Origin of the sequence: Streptomyces sp. MCA2 (assembly GCF_023544705.1) — a bacterium.
GTDB lineage: Bacteria > Actinomycetota > Actinomycetes > Streptomycetales > Streptomycetaceae > Streptomyces > Streptomyces decoyicus.
Genome location: NZ_JAMJFM010000005.1, coordinates 124,196 through 141,219 on the forward strand (window position 1 = coordinate 124,196; position 17,024 = coordinate 141,219).

The 17,024-nt window shown below is 70.9% G+C and carries 14 protein-coding genes; 10 read left to right on the forward strand and 4 right to left on the reverse strand.

The annotated features are described in order from the left end of the window. Positions 1-47: 47 nt before the first annotated feature. The gene (locus M8I34_RS05950) at positions 48-731 is read right to left on the reverse strand and encodes a Uma2 family endonuclease (RefSeq protein WP_250048234.1); all 684 of its coding nucleotides are present in this window, start codon (positions 729-731) and stop codon (positions 48-50) included. Positions 732-1,095: 364 nt separating this feature from the next. Between M8I34_RS05950 and M8I34_RS41220 the strand changes: the two genes are divergently transcribed. Continuing rightward, positions 1,096-1,227, forward strand: coding sequence for a hypothetical protein (locus M8I34_RS41220; protein ID WP_088800221.1), 132 nt, complete (start codon positions 1,096-1,098; stop codon positions 1,225-1,227). A gap of 161 nt (positions 1,228-1,388) precedes the next feature. Here M8I34_RS41220 and M8I34_RS05955 read toward each other — a convergent pair whose 3' ends face one another. Beyond that, entirely contained in the window at positions 1,389-2,996 is a 1,608-nt protein-coding gene (locus M8I34_RS05955) for a metallophosphoesterase family protein (RefSeq protein ID WP_250048235.1), read from the reverse strand. A 129-nt stretch (positions 2,997-3,125) separates the two neighbouring features. Here M8I34_RS05955 and M8I34_RS05960 point away from each other — a divergent pair, with 129 nt between their 5' ends. Next, on the forward strand, positions 3,126-4,166 hold the full coding sequence (locus M8I34_RS05960; protein ID WP_250048236.1) for a 3-isopropylmalate dehydrogenase: 1,041 nt from the start codon (positions 3,126-3,128) through the stop codon (positions 4,164-4,166). Between the two features lie 374 nt (positions 4,167-4,540). Next, entirely contained in the window at positions 4,541-5,629 is a 1,089-nt protein-coding gene (locus M8I34_RS05965; RefSeq protein WP_250048237.1) for a branched-chain amino acid aminotransferase, read from the forward strand. A gap of 74 nt (positions 5,630-5,703) precedes the next feature. On the opposite strand, the gene M8I34_RS05970 is transcribed toward M8I34_RS05965, so the two are convergent. Next, positions 5,704-7,149: a cytosine permease gene (locus tag M8I34_RS05970; RefSeq protein WP_250048238.1), complete on the reverse strand. Its 1,446-nt coding sequence runs from the start codon at positions 7,147-7,149 to the stop codon at positions 5,704-5,706. Positions 7,150-7,414: 265 nt separating this feature from the next. Here M8I34_RS05970 and ureA point away from each other — a divergent pair, with 265 nt between their 5' ends. From ureA to M8I34_RS05990, 4 genes are all read left to right on the forward strand, one after another. Next, positions 7,415-8,119 carry an urease subunit gamma gene (gene ureA / locus M8I34_RS05975; RefSeq protein WP_250048239.1) on the forward strand — a complete coding sequence of 235 codons (705 nt, stop codon included), beginning with the start codon at positions 7,415-7,417 and terminating at the stop codon, positions 8,117-8,119. Further along, positions 8,116-9,810, forward strand: coding sequence for an urease subunit alpha (locus tag M8I34_RS05980; protein ID WP_250048240.1), 1,695 nt, complete (start codon positions 8,116-8,118; stop codon positions 9,808-9,810). The genes ureA and M8I34_RS05980 overlap by 4 nt, the downstream gene beginning before the upstream one ends. Before the next feature lie 91 nt (positions 9,811-9,901). Next, positions 9,902-10,942: an agmatine/peptidylarginine deiminase gene (locus M8I34_RS05985; RefSeq protein ID WP_250048241.1), complete on the forward strand. Its 1,041-nt coding sequence runs from the start codon at positions 9,902-9,904 to the stop codon at positions 10,940-10,942. A gap of 35 nt (positions 10,943-10,977) precedes the next feature. After that, positions 10,978-11,595 carry a TetR/AcrR family transcriptional regulator gene (locus M8I34_RS05990; protein WP_250048242.1) on the forward strand — a complete coding sequence of 206 codons (618 nt, stop codon included), beginning with the start codon at positions 10,978-10,980 and terminating at the stop codon, positions 11,593-11,595. Positions 11,596-11,657: 62 nt separating this feature from the next. On the opposite strand, the gene M8I34_RS05995 is transcribed toward M8I34_RS05990, so the two are convergent. Continuing rightward, entirely contained in the window at positions 11,658-12,005 is a 348-nt protein-coding gene (locus tag M8I34_RS05995; protein ID WP_250048243.1) for a hypothetical protein, read from the reverse strand. A gap of 192 nt (positions 12,006-12,197) precedes the next feature. On the opposite strand from M8I34_RS05995, the gene M8I34_RS06000 reads away from it, so the two are divergent. The 3 genes from M8I34_RS06000 (at position 12,198) to cimA (ending at position 16,949) form a co-directional block, all read left to right on the forward strand. Continuing rightward, positions 12,198-13,529, forward strand: coding sequence for an MFS transporter (locus M8I34_RS06000; protein WP_250048244.1), 1,332 nt, complete (start codon positions 12,198-12,200; stop codon positions 13,527-13,529). 99 nt (positions 13,530-13,628) lie between these two features. Further along, a complete protein-coding gene (locus M8I34_RS06005) occupies positions 13,629-15,026 on the forward strand; it encodes a S28 family serine protease (protein ID WP_250048245.1) in 1,398 nt (465 codons plus the stop codon). A gap of 282 nt (positions 15,027-15,308) precedes the next feature. Next, positions 15,309-16,949 carry a citramalate synthase gene (gene cimA, locus M8I34_RS06010; RefSeq protein WP_244418554.1) on the forward strand — a complete coding sequence of 547 codons (1,641 nt, stop codon included), beginning with the start codon at positions 15,309-15,311 and terminating at the stop codon, positions 16,947-16,949. The last annotated feature ends 75 nt before the right edge of the window (positions 16,950-17,024 follow it).

The following is a 17,024-nucleotide window of genomic DNA, read 5'->3' on the forward strand; positions in this document are numbered from 1 at the left end:
ACGGCCCGGCTCCCCTCTCCCCAGGGGCGCCGGGCCGTCGGCGTTCTTCAGGCGCCCCGCGTGGGGCCGGTGATGGCCTCGCCGATGGTGAAGCCCTTGGCGGGGCCGTCGGGGATGATCACTTCCGTGCCGTACGGCACGCGGTGGCTCTCGGCGTAGACCGCCTTGTCGGGCAGGGGCGATGCCAGCACGGTGACGGTGCCCTGACCGTCGTAGTCGTCGAGGATGACGTAGACGGGGATTCCGGCCTCGGCGTGGGCGCGGCGCTTACGGACGCGGTCGCGCTTCTTGCAGTCATGACCGGGGGAGACCACCTCGGCGACGAGTGCCACGCAGCGGACATCGAGGCCGATGCCGTCCTCTGCGACGAATTCGGTGTCGTCCGCCGAGGCGATGATGGCGTCTTCGAGGGCGACGACGACGTCCGGAATCCAGACCTTGCGGCCGTGGATGATGTTCGTGTCATTGGTAACGGCATAGGCACTCGACTGCTTGTCGAGGTACTGGGTCAGTAGCCGGCGCAGTTGAAAGCTGATGCGGCTGTGACTGTGGCGACCGGTGGGCGACACCTCGATGGACCCCTCGATGATCTCGGCGTGGAAGCCCTCGGGGAGTTCCATGGCTTTCCATGCCTGCCACAGGACTTCGTCCAGCTCGGGTCCGGGGGTCGTGTCCTCCGGGGTCGTGATCTCCGGCATCGTCACGGGCGCCTCCTGCGCGAGCGCGGTCATGGTGCAGCACCTCCTCCTAAGTGTGGGCGGGCTTGGCCTCGTGGCACAAGCGACACCGCCACGCTAGGGAGCGCCGAGGGGCCCATGACCGGGCAGATATCCGGGGATCACTCGTTCGAGCACACGCCCGCCGCCTGCCCGCCGTCTCAGATAGTAGGAAGCCCAAGTAATTGTGCAGACATCACGGCCGAGCTGTCCTAGCGTTGTAGGAGCCGAACGTAACGCTCCATCGAGCGCTTGCGGACGCGGCCCGGTGCGCAAGCGCAGGTGACCCCTGCCGTGCCGAGGCCCCCGCTCTTTCCGGCCGCTTCTGGATCGACGCATCCCATTTCTTCTCGGGGCTCTGGCATAGGAGACGTGAATCATGGCTGAGACTGCCGTCCGCAGGACCCGTCACTCCGCCCGTACGACCAGCGACGCCGACCGCAGGAACGCCGCCGCCGCCCTCCAGCGCGCCCTCGACCGCCGTGACAACGGCGGCTCCACCGGGCACTGAGATGATGCGCGCGCGAGCCGGGTCGGTGCTGTCGCGGCCGGTGTCCATGTCCTGCCGCTGCTGCTGGCGGATCCGGCTGTCCGTGGCCCGGTGGATCTATCTCCCGTAAGCGTCCAGGGGCGCCCGGAGTCCGGGCGCCCTTGAAGTGATCGTCCCCTGGCTCACTGCTCGGGCGAGCGGGTCACCTCGAAGTGGTCGATGCGCTCACCGGACTCGGCGAGGGCGGTGACCTTCATCCGCGGGCGGTGGCCCGGCGCGACCTCGACGGCGATGAACGAGTAACCGGTGTAGCGGACCCGGGACCACTCCACGGTGTCCTTGGCCTTCGCCTTGCCCTTGGTCCAGTGGTAGGTCTCGACATGGTCGAGGTCCTTGACGTGGCCCTCGTAGCTGTCCGGTACGGGGAAGTCGTAGAGGGCCCGGCCCGCGCCGCCGGCGGTCACGTACACGATGCCCTCGCGCGTGGTGTCGACGCTCTCGCCGATCGGCATCTTCTTGCTGACCCGCCCGCTCTTGAGGGCGTCGGTCCGCTCGTAGACGTGGTTGTGGCCGTTGATGACCAGGTCCACCTGGTGCTTCTCGAACAGCGGCAGCCAGGCGTCGCGCACCCCGCCGTCGGAAGCGTGCGAGTTGGTGGTGGAGAAGGCGCAGTGGTGGAAGAAGACGACGAGGAAGTCGATGCCCTCGGCGGCGCGCAGCTCCCCCAGCCTGCGGTCCAGCCAACGGGTCTGCTTGCCGCCCGTGTAGCCCTGGTTGGCGGGGATCTCGTACGAGACGTCGTTGGCGTCCAGCGCGACGACCGCGACATTGCCGTAGGTGAACGAGTAGACGCCGGGGGCGTTTTGGGCGTCCGGGCCGTTCCCGGGCAGCGTCCAGCGGGCGTTCTGGCCGCCGTAGCCGTTGGGGGAGTACCAGGCCTCCATATCGTGGTTGCCGGTGGTCACCATCCACGGCACGGACTTGGCCACCGACTCGGTCTGCGCGAGGAACTGGTCCCAGACGCGGGCGTCGTAGGCGTCGTGCTCGGAGCCGTCGCCATCGGTGTCCGCGTAGCAGATGTCGCCCGCGTGCAGGTGGAACGACGGGTTCTGGCCCAGGATCAACTGGTCGTTGGCCAGGGCGTGGTAGCTCACGCCCTGGTCGCCGAAGGCGGTGAAGACGAACTTCTCGGCGCGGGCCGGGGCGGTACGGAAGGTGCCGAGGGTGGAGAAGTGGCGCGGGTCGGCCGGGTCGAAGCCGTCGTGGCCGACGCCGTAGTAGTACGTCGTCCCCGGGCGCAGCCCGTCCAGCGCGGCGTGCAGGTAGTACTGCTGCACGGCCGGCAGCTTCGCGGACAGCGACGGGGTGTGCAGATCGCGGACCTCGGCCTCGATCTTGCGCCCCAGGTCCCACGGCTTGAGGCCCACCCTCAGATACGGCCGCCGGACCGCGAACGGCACCTGCCAGCTCACCCGCATCTGGCGCTTCGGGTCGGCGCCGAAGGCCAGATGGCGGCCGAACGGCGCGACCAGCGCACCGTCGACGGTGGCAGCGGCGGACGAGGCCAGCAGGGTGGGGGAGGCGGCCTGGCCCGAACCGGCCAGCAGTCCGGAGCCCGCGACCACGCCCGCGGTCGCGGCCGAGGTGCGCAGCAGACCGCGGCGGCTCAGCTTCGTACGGAGGTAGTCATGCTGCTCGGGCATGCTCATCCGGGCCGCCAGCTGCTCCGGTATGCCGACGCGCGGGGTGTGGGAGGACTGGGGGACGTCCCCCCGGCTGTTTCCAGTCATGCCGCCGAATGTCGCAGCACCACCCGACCGCGGCGGGGACACCGGGTGAACGGCAGCTGACCGGCTTCCCATGTGTCCGTATGGCGGACGTTACGTGTCAATCAATGGGACGGAGAGTAGGGTCCAACCATGTCTCGCAGCATTCGCCTCGCAGTGATCCCCGGTGACGGTATCGGCCAGGAAGTCGTGGCCCAGGGCCTCAAGGTCCTGACCGCGGTCCTCCCGCAGGACGTCAAGCTGGAAACCAAGGAGTACGACCTCGGTGCCCGGCGATGGCATGCGACCGGTGAGACCCTGCCCGACGAGGAGCTGGAGTCGCTCAAGCAGCACGACGCGATCCTGCTCGGCGCGATCGGCGACCCGTCCGTACCCTCCGGTGTGCTGGAGCGCGGTCTGCTGCTCAAGCTCCGCTTCGCCTTCGACCACTTCGTGAACCTTCGCCCGTCGAAGCTCTTCCCGAACACCGCCACGCCGCTCGCCGGCCGCCCGGACATCGACTTCCTCGTCGTCCGCGAGGGCACCGAGGGCCCGTACACCGGCAACGGCGGCAGCCTGCGCACCGGCACCCCCGCCGAGGTCGCCACCGAGGTCAGCCTCAACACCGCCTATGGTGTCGAGCGCGTGGTCCGGGACGCGTACGAGCGGGCCAACGCCCGCCCGCGCAAGAAGCTGACGCTGGTGCACAAGAACAATGTGCTGGTGTACGCGGGCCACATGTGGAAGAACATCTTCGACAAGGTCGGCCAGGAGTACCCCGAGGTCACCACCGACTACCTGCACGTCGACGCCGCGACGATCTTCTTCGTCACCCAGCCCGAGCGGTTCGACGTGATCGTCACCGACAACCTCTTCGGCGACATCCTCACCGACCTCGCCGCGGCCGTCACCGGCGGTATCGGCCTGGCCGCCTCCGGGAACATCAACCCGACCGGCGCGTTCCCCTCGATGTTCGAGCCGGTGCACGGCTCCGCACCGGACATCGCGGGCACCGGCAAGGCCGACCCGACGGCGACGATCCTCTCCGTGGCCCTGCTGCTGCGCCACCTCGGCTTCGAGCCGCAGGCCGCCCGTATCGAGCAGGCCGCCGCCGCCGACCTGGAGGCCAGGGACGGCTCGGCGCGCAGCACGGACGAGATCGGCGACGCGCTCGCCGCACGCGTAGCGGGCTGACGCCCAGCAGCCGTACCCACACCACGGACAGCGCCGGGCCACTCCAGGCCCGGCGCTGTCCTTGTCGGTCCGCTCTGGGCCCGGCACCCGGTGAGGTGCGACCATCGGGCACGGACCGCGTACGCGGTTTCCGGCAGTGGAGGGCCACAAGCGATAATCGGACGTGGCATCGCCGCCCGCGAGGAAACTCGGACGTCCCAGTAACGACCGGTACGTTCAAGAAATCGTGCGCGGTCGCCACAAACCGCACCGGTGCCGCATGGTGGGGGCCGACCCCATACCCCCGGCCGGAGGGCTGGGCCGGTGAACGCTCTCCCAGCAAGCGCTGGGAGGGTGCCCCAGGTCTCGGAACACGCAGTGAAGGACACGGATTCATGACGACGCCAACGATCGAGCTCAAGCCCTCCTCGCATCCGCTCTCCGACGCGGAGCGGGAGCAGATCCTGGCCGCCCCCGGCTTCGGCCGCCACTTCACCGACCACATGGTGACGGTCAAGTGGACGGAGGGCCGCGGCTGGCACGACGGCCAGCTGGTGCCGTACGGGCCGCTCTCCCTCGACCCGGCGACCAACGTCCTGCACTACGCGCAGGAGATCTTCGAGGGCCTCAAGGCCTACCGGCAGCCCGACGGCTCCGTCGCCTCGTTCCGCCCCGACGCCAACGCCCGGCGCTTCCAGGCCTCCGCCCGCCGGCTGGCCATGCCCGAGCTGCCCGTCGAGACCTTCATCGAGGCGTGCGACCTGCTGGTCCAGCAGGACAAGGACTGGGTGCCCGCGCACGGCGGCGAGGAGTCGCTCTACCTGCGCCCGTTCATGATCGCGACCGAGGTCGGCCTGGGTGTGAAGCCCGCCAACGAGTACCTCTTCGTGGTCATCGCCTCGCCCGCCGGCGCGTACTTCGCCGGTGGCGTCAAGCCCGTCTCCATCTGGCTGTCCGAGGACCGGGTGCGCGCCGTTCCCGGCGGTATGGGCGACGCCAAGACCGGCGGCAACTACGCCGCGTCGCTGCTCGCGCAGGCCGAGGCCGCCGCGCACGGCTGCGACCAGGTCGCCTACCTCGACGCCGTGGAGCACAAGTGGGTCGAGGAGCTCGGCGGCATGAACCTGTACTTCGTGTACGGGGACAAGATCGTCACCCCCACGCTGACCGGCTCGCTGCTGGCCGGCGTCACCCGTGACTCCCTGCTGTCGGTCGCCCGCGACCTGGGCTACGAGTCGGAGGAGGCCCGGGTCTCCATCGACCAGTGGAAGACCGACACGGAGAACGGCACGCTCACCGAGGTCTTCGCCTGCGGCACGGCCGCCGTGATCACCCCGGTCGGCACGGTCAAGAGCGCGGGCGGCGAGTGGGCCCAGTCCGGCGGCGAGCCCGGCAAGGTCACGCTGAAGCTGCGGGACGCGCTGCTCGACATCCAGCGCGGCATCGCCGAGGACCAGCACGGCTGGATGCACCCGCTGGGCTGACCCGGGCTCCCGGTATCTGACCGAGGCCGCCACCGACGCGCTGTCGGGGCGGCCTCGGCCGTGTCCGGGCGGGCTCAGCCGACCTCCGCGGGAGCCTCCGCCGGGGGAGCGGGCGGTGCGGCGCGCAGGGCCGCGACCGGGCGCGGGTCCCGGGCGGTGAGGGCCAGGTAGGTGACGCCGCCGACGGCCGCCGCGAGCAGGAAGCTGACGTCGATGCCGCCGGTCACAGGGAGCAGCGGCCCCCGGTAGAAGGGCGTGTCCACGCCCAGCAGGCCGACCACCGAACCCAGTGCCCAGGCGACGGCGGCCTGGACGTTCCAGCCCGACCGGTACCAGTACACGCCGCCGCGGGTGCCGCGGTTGTAGACCTGGAGGGACTCCGGGTCGTACGCGCCGCGGCAACGGGCGAAGCCGATCACGGTGATCACTGCCCAGGGCGTGCCGACGGCCGTCATCAGCAGCACGAACGAGGTCATCGCGTCCTGCGCGGCCCACAGGAAGTGGCCGGCGTAGACCAGCGTGGTCGCGAGCCCGGCGACGACGTAGGTGGCCTGGGTACGGGTGGCGCGCGGCAGGATCGCGTCCAGGTCGAGGCCCATGCTGTAGAGCATCAGGCCGGCGTTGCCGACCGAGCCGGCCGAGGCGTTGAGCAGCAGCAGCGCCAGGTACCAGAACGGGGCGCCGGCCACCAGCGGGCCCGCGTAGTCCTCGCCCGCGCCGACGGCGAGCGCGGTGAACGTGCCGAAGAGCTGCGGCACCAGGAGGCCGACGACCAGGCCCAGACAGGTCGCGCCGAAGACCTTCCTGGAGCTGTGCCGGTGCGGGGAGATGTAGCGGCTGTAGTCGCCGAGCAGGGTGATGAACGCGATGGGGCCGCTGAGGCCCGCGGAGACGGCGGCCAGCAGCCAGGTCTGCCAGAAGCCGCCGAGCAGGTAGCTGCTGCCGTGCGGCGGGGCCGTGGTGAAGGTGCCCGCGTACGCGACGATGCCGACGGCCAGCAGGAGGGTCAGGCCGACGGCGAGCACTTTGCTCAGCCGCAGCAGCACCCGGTAGCCGTAGACCGCGCCGAGGGCGGTGGTGCCCGCCAGCAGGGCGTAGACCAGCGCGTACGTCCCACCGTTCGACGGCAGTCCGGTCAGGCGGTGCAGGCAGCCGACGACCGCGTCGCCGCCGACCCACAGGGTCAGCGCGGTGTAGCCCAGCGACAGCAGCAGGCCGATGACCGAGCCGATCAGTCGGCCGCGCACGCCGAAGTGGGCGCCGCTGCTGGTGGAGAGGTTGGTGGCGCTGCGCAGCGAGACCAGCGCGAGCGGCGCGGTCAGCAGCGTGCCGACGGCGGTGCCCGCCACCAGGGAGGTCACCGAGGGCCAGAAGCCGAGCCCGAAGGAGACCGGGAGCCAGCCGAAGATCACCACGCCGAGGGCGAGGTTCGACCCGAGCAGGATCGAGATCAGGTCGCGAGGGCCGCTGGTGCGTTCCTCGTCCGGGATGGTGTCGACTCCGCGTTGTTCGATCGGCATGAGGGCTCCCCTGAGAGGCCGGACAACAGTGTGTGAGCAGCGCTCCGTGTGCAGTGCTCCGTGCTGTGGTGGGTGCGCTTCGCGTGGTGCTCGCGTGGTGCTCGCGTGGTGCTCGCGAGGCGAGATCATTTAGAGCGGCGTTCTATTCGCCGCATATTTAGAGCAGCGCTCAATGTCGCTCATCCCCCTGGCCCTGGTCAATGCTTTCCTCTCGACCATTTTCATGGTTAGAGTGGCGCTCTAATCGACCTGGAGGAGTGGCGGGATGCGGTTGACCCCGACGGAACGCGACCGGCTGCTGCTGTTCGGCGCGGCCGAGCTGGCGCGGACGCGCCGGGCCCGCGGACTGAAGCTGAATGTGCCCGAAGCGACCGCGTTGATCGCGGACACAGTCTGCGAGGCGGCGCGGGACGGGCGCCGCCTCGCTCAGGCCATCGAGGCGGCCCGCGGTGTGCTCGGCCCGGACGACGTGCTGCCGGGCGTGGCCGAGGTCGTGACCGAGGTGCACGTGGAAGCCGTCTTCGACGACGGCTCCCGGCTCGCGGTGGTCACCGACCCGATCGGCGCCGGCCCGTCGGCCGCCGGGGACGACGCGACACCCGCGCCCGGCGCGGTGCTCCCGGGCCCGGCCGGCCCGGAGCCCGCGCCCACGGTCCGCCTGACCGTGCGCAACACCGCGACGGTGCCGGTCAGCGTCACCTCGCACTTCCACTTCTTCGAGGTCAACCCCCGGCTGGACTTCGACCGCGCCGCCGCGTACGGCATGCGGCTGTGTGTCCCGGCCGGCTCGTCGGTGCGGTTCGACCCCGGCGGCGCCTCGGAGATCGGTCTGGTCCCGATCGGCGGCGACCGGATCGCGATCGGCTTCGCCGGTCTGGTGGACGGCCCGCTGGACGCACCGGGCGCGAAGACCGAAGCGCTGCGGCGGGCCGCCGCCTGCGGCTACCTGGGAGCGGAGGAACAGGCATGACAGGGAGCATCGACCCCCACGAGTACGCGTCGGTGCACGGCCCGCGGGCCGGCGACCGGGTCGTCCTCGGCGACTCGGGCCTGGTCGTCCGGGTCGAGTCCGACGCCCAGAAGCCCGGCGACGAATTCCTGGCCGGCTTCGGCAAGACCGCCCGGGACGGGCTGCACCTCAAGGCCGCCGCGGTCCGGGAGACCTGCGACGTGGTGATCAGCAACGTCCTTGTCATCGACGCCGTCCAGGGCATCCGCAAGGTGTCCGTCGGCATCCGCGAGGGCCGTATCCACGCCATAGGGCGGGCCGGCAACCCCGACACCCTCGACGGCGTCGATGTCGTCGTCGGCACGGGGACGTCGATCGTCTCCGGTGAGGGCATGATCGCCACCGCGGGCGCCGTCGACACCCATGTCCATCTGCTCTCGCCGCGTGTCATGGAGGCCTCGCTGGCCTCCGGCGTGACCACGATCATCGGCCAGGAATTCGGGCCGGTCTGGGGCGTCGGCGTCAACTCCCCCTGGGCGCTGCGGCATGCCTTCAGCGCCTTCGACGCCTGGCCGGTCAACATCGGCTTCCTGGGCCGCGGTTCCTCGTCGGGCGAGGCCCCGCTGGTGGAGGCGCTCGCCGAGGGCGGCGCCTGCGGCTTCAAGGTGCACGAGGACATGGGCGCGCACGCCCGCGCCCTGGACACCGCGCTGCGGGTCGCCGAGGACCACGACGTCCAGGTCGCGCTGCACAGCGACGGCCTCAACGAATGCCTCAGCGTCGAGGACACCCTGCGCGTGCTGGACGGCCGGACCATCCACGCCTTCCACATCGAGGGCTGCGGCGGCGGACACGTCCCCAACGTCCTCAAGATGGCCGGCGTCCCCAACGTCATCGGCTCCTCCACCAACCCCACCCTCCCCTTCGGGCGGGACGCGGTCGCCGAGCACTACGGCATGATCGTCTCGGTCCACGACCTGAAGACCGACCTGCCGGGCGACGCCGCCATGGCCCGTGACCGCATCCGGGCCGGCACGATGGGCGCCGAGGACGTGCTGCACGACCTCGGGGCGATCGGCATCACCTCGTCCGACGCCCAGGGCATGGGCCGCGCGGGCGAGACCGTACGCCGTACCTTCGCGATGGCGGGCAAGATGAAGGCCGAGCTCGGCCCGATGGAAGGCGACGGGGCGCACGACGACAACGCACGGGTGCTGCGCTACGTCGCCAAGCTCACCATCAACCCCGCCATCGCCCACGGCCTCTCGCACGAGATCGGGTCGATCGAGGTCGGCAAGATGGCCGACATCGTGCTGTGGAAGCCGCAGTACTTCGGCGCCAAGCCGCAGCTGGTGCTGAAGTCCGGCTTCCCCGCCTACGGCGTCACCGGCGACCCGAACGCCGCCACCGACACCTGTGAACCCCTGGTGCTCGGACCGCAGTTCGGGGCCCATGGGGCGACCCCCGCCGAGATCTCCGTCGCCTTCGTCGCGCGCGCCGCGGCCGAACAGGGCGGCGACGGGATGCCCACCCGCCGGCGCCGGGTCGCCGTCCGCGGCACCCGCGGCATCGGCCCCGGCAACCTCGTCCACAACTCCCGGGTCGGGCAGGTGCAGGTCGACGGGAGCAGCGGCCTGGTCACCCTCGACGGCGACCCGATGCGCTCGGAACCGGCCGACACCGTCTCGCTGTCCCGCCTCTATTTCCTGTAGCCCGCACCGCACCGCACCGCACCGCATCGCCCCGCGCCCCGCCACCCCGTGACGGCCCACCACCGTCACCGCGAACCCTGAGGACCCCCGCATGAACACCCCAGTCGCCGACGGCTTCCGCATGCCCCCGGAGTGGGCCCGTCACGAGCGCACCTGGATGGCCTGGCCCGGCCCCAACTTCACCTTCGGCCAGGAGGGCGGCGAGACGCTGGCCGAAGCCCGCCGCGCCTGGGCCGCCGTCGCCCGCGCGGTCCGCCGCTTCGAGCCGGTCACCGTCGTCGCGGGACCGGGACAGTCCGAGGGCGCCCGCGCCCTCCTCGGCGACGACATCGACCTCGTCGAACGGCCCCTGAACGACGCCTGGATGCGCGACATCGGCCCCACCTTCCTCACCGACGGCACGGGCCGGCTCGCCGCCGCCGACTGGGTGTTCAACGGCTGGGGCGCCCAGGACTGGGCCCGCTGGGACCTCGACGAGAAGATCGCCGAACAGGTCTCGACACTGGCAGGTGCCCACCGCTACGCCACGCCCCTGGTCAACGAGGGCGGCGGCATCCACGTCGACGGCGAGGGCACCGTGCTGCTCACCGAGACCGTGCAGCTCGACCCGGGCCGCAACCGCGGCCGTACGCAGGAGGAGGTCGAGGCCGAGATCCACGCCCACCTCGGCACCACGAAGGCGATCTGGCTGCCCCGTGGCCTCGCCGCCGACTACGGCCGGTTCGGCACCCGCGGCCATGTCGACATCGTCGCCGCCTTCGCCCGCCCCGGCGTCGTCCTCCTGCACACCCAGCCCGACCCCGACCACCCCGACCACGCGATCTGCAACGAGCTCGGCAAGCTGCTGCGCTCCTCGACGGACGCCAGGGGGCGGCAGCTGGAGGTCGTCGAGGTGCCCGCGCCGACCGTCATCGAGGAGGACGGCGAGCTGGTCGACTACTCCTACATCAACCACTACCTCTGCAACGATGGTGTGGTGCTGTGCGGCTTCGACGACCCGCGCGACGAGGAGGCGGCCGCGATCTTCCGCCGGCTCTTCCCCGGGCGGACGGTGACCCTGGTGGACGCCCGTACGATCTTCGCAGCGGGTGGCGGTATCCACTGCATCACCCAGCAGCAGCCCGAGGTCTGATCCGCAGACCCCGGCCGGCCGACCCGGAGGTCCCCGTGCCCGGTCCCGTGCGCCGCCCCCGGCGCCGGCTCAGCCAGCCCCGCGAGCAGGTCCTCGCCGCGGCGATGACGACCATCGCCGCGGAGGGCCTGGACCGGCTGACCATGGCCGGTCTGGGCCGCGAGGTCGGCATGAGCAGCGGCCACATCCTCTACTACTTCGGTACGAAGGACGAGCTGCTGCTCCAGACCCTCCAGTGGAGCGAGGAGCAGCTCGGCGTCGAACGCCGGGCCGCCCTCTCCCGCCGCGTCACCGCCCGCGAACGGCTGGACGCGCTGGTCGACCTGTACCTCCCGCAAGGCCACCGCGACCCGCGCTGGACGCTGTGGCTGGAAGTGTGGAACCGCTCCCAGAACGCCGACGACGAGACCCGCGAACGCCAGCTCGACCTCGAACTCGCCTGGCACCGCGACCTGGTGGCCCTCCTCGTCGAAGGCATCTCGAAGGGCGAGTTCCGCCCCGTCGACCCCGAACGCTTCGCCACCCGCACCCGCGCCCTCCTCGACGGCTTCGGCTCCCAGCTCGTCGTCGGGCTCCCCGGCACGGACCGGGAACAAGTACGCGGCCATATACGGGAATTCCTGGACGAGTCGCTGGCCGTCCCGGAGAGCTGACGGGGGCACTGCCCTCACGCCGAACCGTCCCCACCGGAATCACCGCTGCCCCGCGAGGGGCGTCACGCCTCCCGGTGGAAGTGGCGGCGGTACAGCTCGACCGCCTGCTCCGGCGGGTAGTTGGGCAGCGCGCTCACCTCGCCGTCCGCCTTGGAGATCACGATGTGGGAGCCTCCCGGATCCCGCGGATAGGCGGTGGGGTCCTCCCTGGGAGGAAATACGGGGTAGATGAGATACCCGATGTCGAATTCATGCACATGCAGCGTCGGCTCTTCCCCGCCCGGCCAGACGCCCGGGAAATGACCCCGCCCGATCGCCAGCGCCTCCTCGGCGGTGGCGGGAACGGGCCGTAGCCGTCCTTGCGGATGTGGCTGCGGTTGCGGTGGTGGTTGTGATTGTGGTTCGGGCATGTCGCTTCCTTCACTGTTCTCGCCTCACCCGGACAGGAACGGACTCGGGCGGGGGCGCGCCTCCGGCGGTCGTGGTGGTGGGGTCGGGTTCCGGACCCCGGTCTCCCCATGACCACAACGTACGTAAGTACCCGCGATCGTTGCGGCCCGTGCTCTTGCCCAGGGCCTTCGGGTCCGAGACCGTAACCGGCTATGGGACGAGAGCAATGGAAGAAGATCTGGGTCGGGTCGGCCGGCAACATGGTCGAGTGGTTCGACTGGTTCGTTTATGCCAGTTTTGCGGTTTATTTTGCGGATTCGTTCTTCCCGAAGGGGAATGACACCGCGAACCTCATGAACACCATGGGGATCTTCGCCGTCGGCTTCTTCATGCGTCCGGTGGGCGGCTGGGTGCTCGGCCGGGTCGGGGACCGCAAGGGCCGGAAGGCCGCGCTGACGCTGACCGTCACGCTGATGTCCGCCTCGGCGATCCTGATCGCCATCGCGCCCACCTACGAGGTCGCGGGCTACGGCGGTGTGGCCGTGCTGCTCCTCGCCCGGATGCTCCAGGGGCTGTCGGTCGGCGGGGAGTACGCGGCCAGCGCCACCTACCTCACCGAGGCGTCGGCGCCCGGCCAGCGCGGCTTCGCCTCCAGCTTCCAGTACGTGTCGATGACCGCGGGCCAGCTGCTCGGCCTCGGCCTGCAAATCCTGTTGCAGCGCACCATGTCCGAGGACGCGCTGCACAGCTGGGCCTGGCGGATCCCGTTCATCGTCGGTGCGCTGGGCGCGGGCATCGTCTTCTACCTGCGCCGCAACATGCTGGAGACCGAGGTCTACGCCGAGGACGAGGGCGCCAACGCCGATCCCTCGCGCGGCACGATCAAGGCGCTGCTGGCGCACAAGCGCGAGGCGTTCCTGGTCATCGCGCTCACCATGGGCGGCACGGTCGCGTACTACACGTACACGACCTACCTCACCAAGTACCTCTCGGGCAGCGCCGGGCTGTCCAAGCCGACCGCTTCCCTGGTCAGCTTCTGCGCCCTCTTCATCTTCATGTGCATCCAGCCGCTCGCCGGAAAGCTGTCCGACCGCATCGGGCGGCGTCCGCTGCTGATCACCTTCGCGGTGGGCTCGACGTTCCTGACCGTGCCGATCATGACGATGCTCAAGCACGCCGGCAGCTTCTGGCCGGCCCTCGGACTCGCCCTGCTGGCGCTCGTCGTGGTCACCGGCTACACCTCGATCAACGCCTGTGTGAAGGCCGAGCTGTTCCCGACCGGCATCCGTGCGCTGGGCGTGGCCCTGCCGTACGCCATCGCCAACGCGCTGTTCGGCGGGACCGCGGAATATGTCGCGCTGTGGTTCAAGGAGGGCGGCATCGAGTCCGGCTACTACTGGTACGTCGCCGGCTGCGCCGCCGTCTCGCTGATCGTCTACATCACGATGCGCGAGACCCGCACCATCGATCTGCACCGCGTCGGCAAGCAGGACGAGGATGCGGGAGCCGGCAAGGCGCGAGTGGGGGAACCCGTCGCCGACTGAGCGTTCGCCCCGGCCGGGAGCGGCCTCCCCCACGCGGGGGAGGCCGTTTGCCGTTCCCGGGGGATCCGCGTCCGGCGCCGTGCGGCTTGGCTGGACGGCATGAAGAACACCAGGCACTTACTCCTGCCGCTGCTGCTGACGGGCCTGCTGGCCCCGGGCGTCGCGGCGCCGTCCGTGGCGACCGCCCGGACCGGCGGGACGCCCCCGGCCATGTCGCCGGCGGCCGTGTCCCGCCCGGCCGCCGACGACATCCGCGCCAGGATCGCGGCCGTACCGGGGATGCGGGTCGTCAAGGAGAACCCGGCCCCGGCCGGCTACCGCTCCTTCGCGCTGGCCTACCGCCAGCCCGTCGACCACCGGCACCCCGGCAAGGGCAGCTTCGAGCAGCGGCTGTCGCTGCTCCACCGGTCCACCGCCCGGCCGATGGTCCTCTATACGAACGGCTACGACCTCACCTACCAGGACCCCGCCTTCCGTGCCGAGCCGACCCGGATCCTGGAGGGCAACCAGCTCGGCGTCGAGCAGCGGTACTTCGGCACGTCCCGCCCCCGCCCCACCGACTGGTCGAAACTCGACATCCGGCAGGCGGCGAGCGATCACCACCGGCTGATCCGGGCCCTCAAGACGGTCTACCGTGCCGCCTGGATCTCCACCGGCGGCAGCAAGGGCGGTATGGCCACCGTCTACCACCGGCGCTTCTACCCGCACGATGTGGCCGGCTCCGTCGCGTACTCGGCGCCCCACAACACCGACGACCGGGACGACACCGCCGAGGACCGCTTCCTGCGGCGGGTGGGCTCTCCCGCCTGCCGGAGCGCGCTCATGGCGGTGCAGCGCGCGATGCTCGGGGCCCGGCGAGCGGAGATGACGGGCCGCCTCACCCGCTGGGCCGCGGGCCAGGGCTACACGTTCCGCACCATCGGCGGCGCCGACCGGGTACTGGAACTCACCGCGCTCCAGTTGCCCATGGTCTTCTGGATGCAGAAGGAAGAGGCGGACGGCTGCGGCGGCATTCCCCGGCCGTCGGCCGACGGCGACGCGCTGTTCGCCTGGTTCGAAGGCGTGACCCGTCTCCCGGCCTACTCCGACCGCCACCTGGCCCCGGTCACCGCGTCCTACTACCAGCTGGGCACCCAGCTCGGCTTTGTCTCGCTCGCCGCCCCGCACCTGGCCGGAATGCTGCGTTACCCCGGAATCCAGGAGATGCGCACCTATGTGCCGCGCGGCATTCCGCTGCGCTTCCAGCCGGACGCCATGCCCGACATCGACCGCTGGGTACGGCAGCACGGCAGCGAGCTGCTCTTCGTGTACGGCGAGAACGACCCCGCCCGGGCCGAGCCCTTCCGTACGGGCCGGGGCAGCCGGGACGCGCACGTCTACCTGGCCCCGCACACCAACCACCTCGCGAGCATCGACAAGCTGGCGCCCCGGGACCGCGCACGGGCCACCGCCGCGCTCCGCCGCTGGGCGGCGGTGGACAGTCCGACCGCATCGTGAGACTTCCGTGTGTCCGGCCCGGGGGTGTGGCACACTCCGGACCGTGCTCTCGTTCGCCATGATTATTGGCAGCAGGCGCGCCGGTCCGCAGTGACCACCCCGTACGAACCGAGTACGGCGTGGCCGCCGTCGTCCCAGACCCGCGCGCAGACCTCTCGCACCCGCGAGAGGTTTTTTCGTTTCCGGTCCACACCTCACCGGAGGCGGAGCGCGAGGGATCATGGAGGGACGGTGGAACCGGTTATTCCGGTAGACCGAGATCCCGACAGGAGCCAGACCAGCATGACGGACGCACAAGAACCCGCCCCCCGGCCCGCCGGCGCGGTGTCCGACGACTTCCACGTCTTCGACACCACGCTCCGCGACGGTGCACAGCGCGAGGGCATCAACCTCACCGTCGCCGACAAGCTGACCATCGCGCGGCACCTCGACGAGTTCGGGGTGGGCTTCATCGAGGGCGGCTGGCCCGGGGCCAACCCGCGGGACACCGAGTTCTTCCAGCGCGCCCGCGAGGAGATCGACTTCCGGCACGCCCAGCTGGTCGCGTTCGGCGCCACCCGCAAGGCCGGCGTCCGGGTCGAGGACGACCAGCAGGTCGCCGCGCTCCTGGAGTCCGGGGCCCCGGTCATCACGCTGGTCGCCAAGTCGCATGTCGGGCATGTGGAGCTGGCGCTGCGGACCACGCCGGAGGAGAACCTCGCGATGGTGCGGGACACCGTCGCCTACCTGCGCGCCCAGGGCCGCCGGGTCTTCCTCGACTGTGAGCACTTCTTCGACGGCTATGCGCTGGACGCGGTCTACGCCAAGCAGGTGGTGCGCACCGCGAGCGAGGCGGGCGCCGATGTCGTGGTGCTCTGCGACACCAACGGCGGCATGCTCCCGGCGCAGGTCACCGCCGTCGTACGGACCGTCGTCGCGGACACCGGCGCGCGGCTGGGCATCCACGCCCAGGACGACACGGGCTGTGCCGTCGCCAACACCCTGGCCGCGGTGGACGCGGGTGCCACGCACGTCCAGTGCACCGCCAACGGCTACGGCGAGCGGGTCGGCAACTCCAACCTCTTCCCGGTCGTCGCCGCCCTGGAGCTCAAGTACGGGCGCCCGGTGCTGCCCGAGGGCAAGCTCGCCGAGACCACCCGGATCTCGCACGCCATCGCCGAGGTCGTCAACCTCACGCCCTCCACCCACCAGCCCTATGTGGGTGTCTCCGCCTTCGCCCACAAGGCCGGACTGCACGCCTCCGCGATCAAGGTCGACCCCGACCTCTACCAGCACATCGACCCGGCACTGGTCGGCAACACCATGCGGATGCTGGTCTCCGACATGGCCGGGCGGGCCTCCATCGAGCTCAAGGGCAAGGAGCTGGGCATCGACCTCAGCGACGACCGCGAGCTGGTCGGCCGGGTCGTCGCGCGGGTCAAGGAGCGGGAGCTGGCGGGCTACACCTACGAGGCCGCCGACGCCTCCTTCGAGCTGCTGCTGCGGGAGGAGCTCCAGCGGGCGGAAGGGGGCCGGCCGCGCAGTTACTTCCGGGTCGAGTCCTGGCGGGCGATCGTCGAGGACCGCCCGGACGGTACGCACGCCAACGAGGCGACCGTGAAGCTGTGGGCCAAGGGCGAGCGGATCGTCGCCACCGCCGAGGGCAACGGCCCGGTCAACGCGCTGGACCGGGCGCTGCGGGTGGGCCTGGAGCGGATCTATCCGCAGCTGGCCCACATGGAGCTGGTGGACTACAAGGTCCGCATCCTGGAGGGCGCCCTGGGCACCGGCTCCATCACCCGGGTCCTGGTCTCCACCAGCGACGGCCGGGGCGAGTGGTCCACGGTCGGTGTCGCGGAGAACGTCATCGCCGCGTCCTGGCAGGCGCTGGACGACGCCTATGCGTACGGGCTGCTGCGGGCCGGGGTCGAGCCGCAGGAGTGAGCGCCGCGCCGGCGGCATGACCGCGGCCCCGCAAGGCCCCCGGGGGAGGGGTCGTGCGGGGCCGCGGTCATGTGA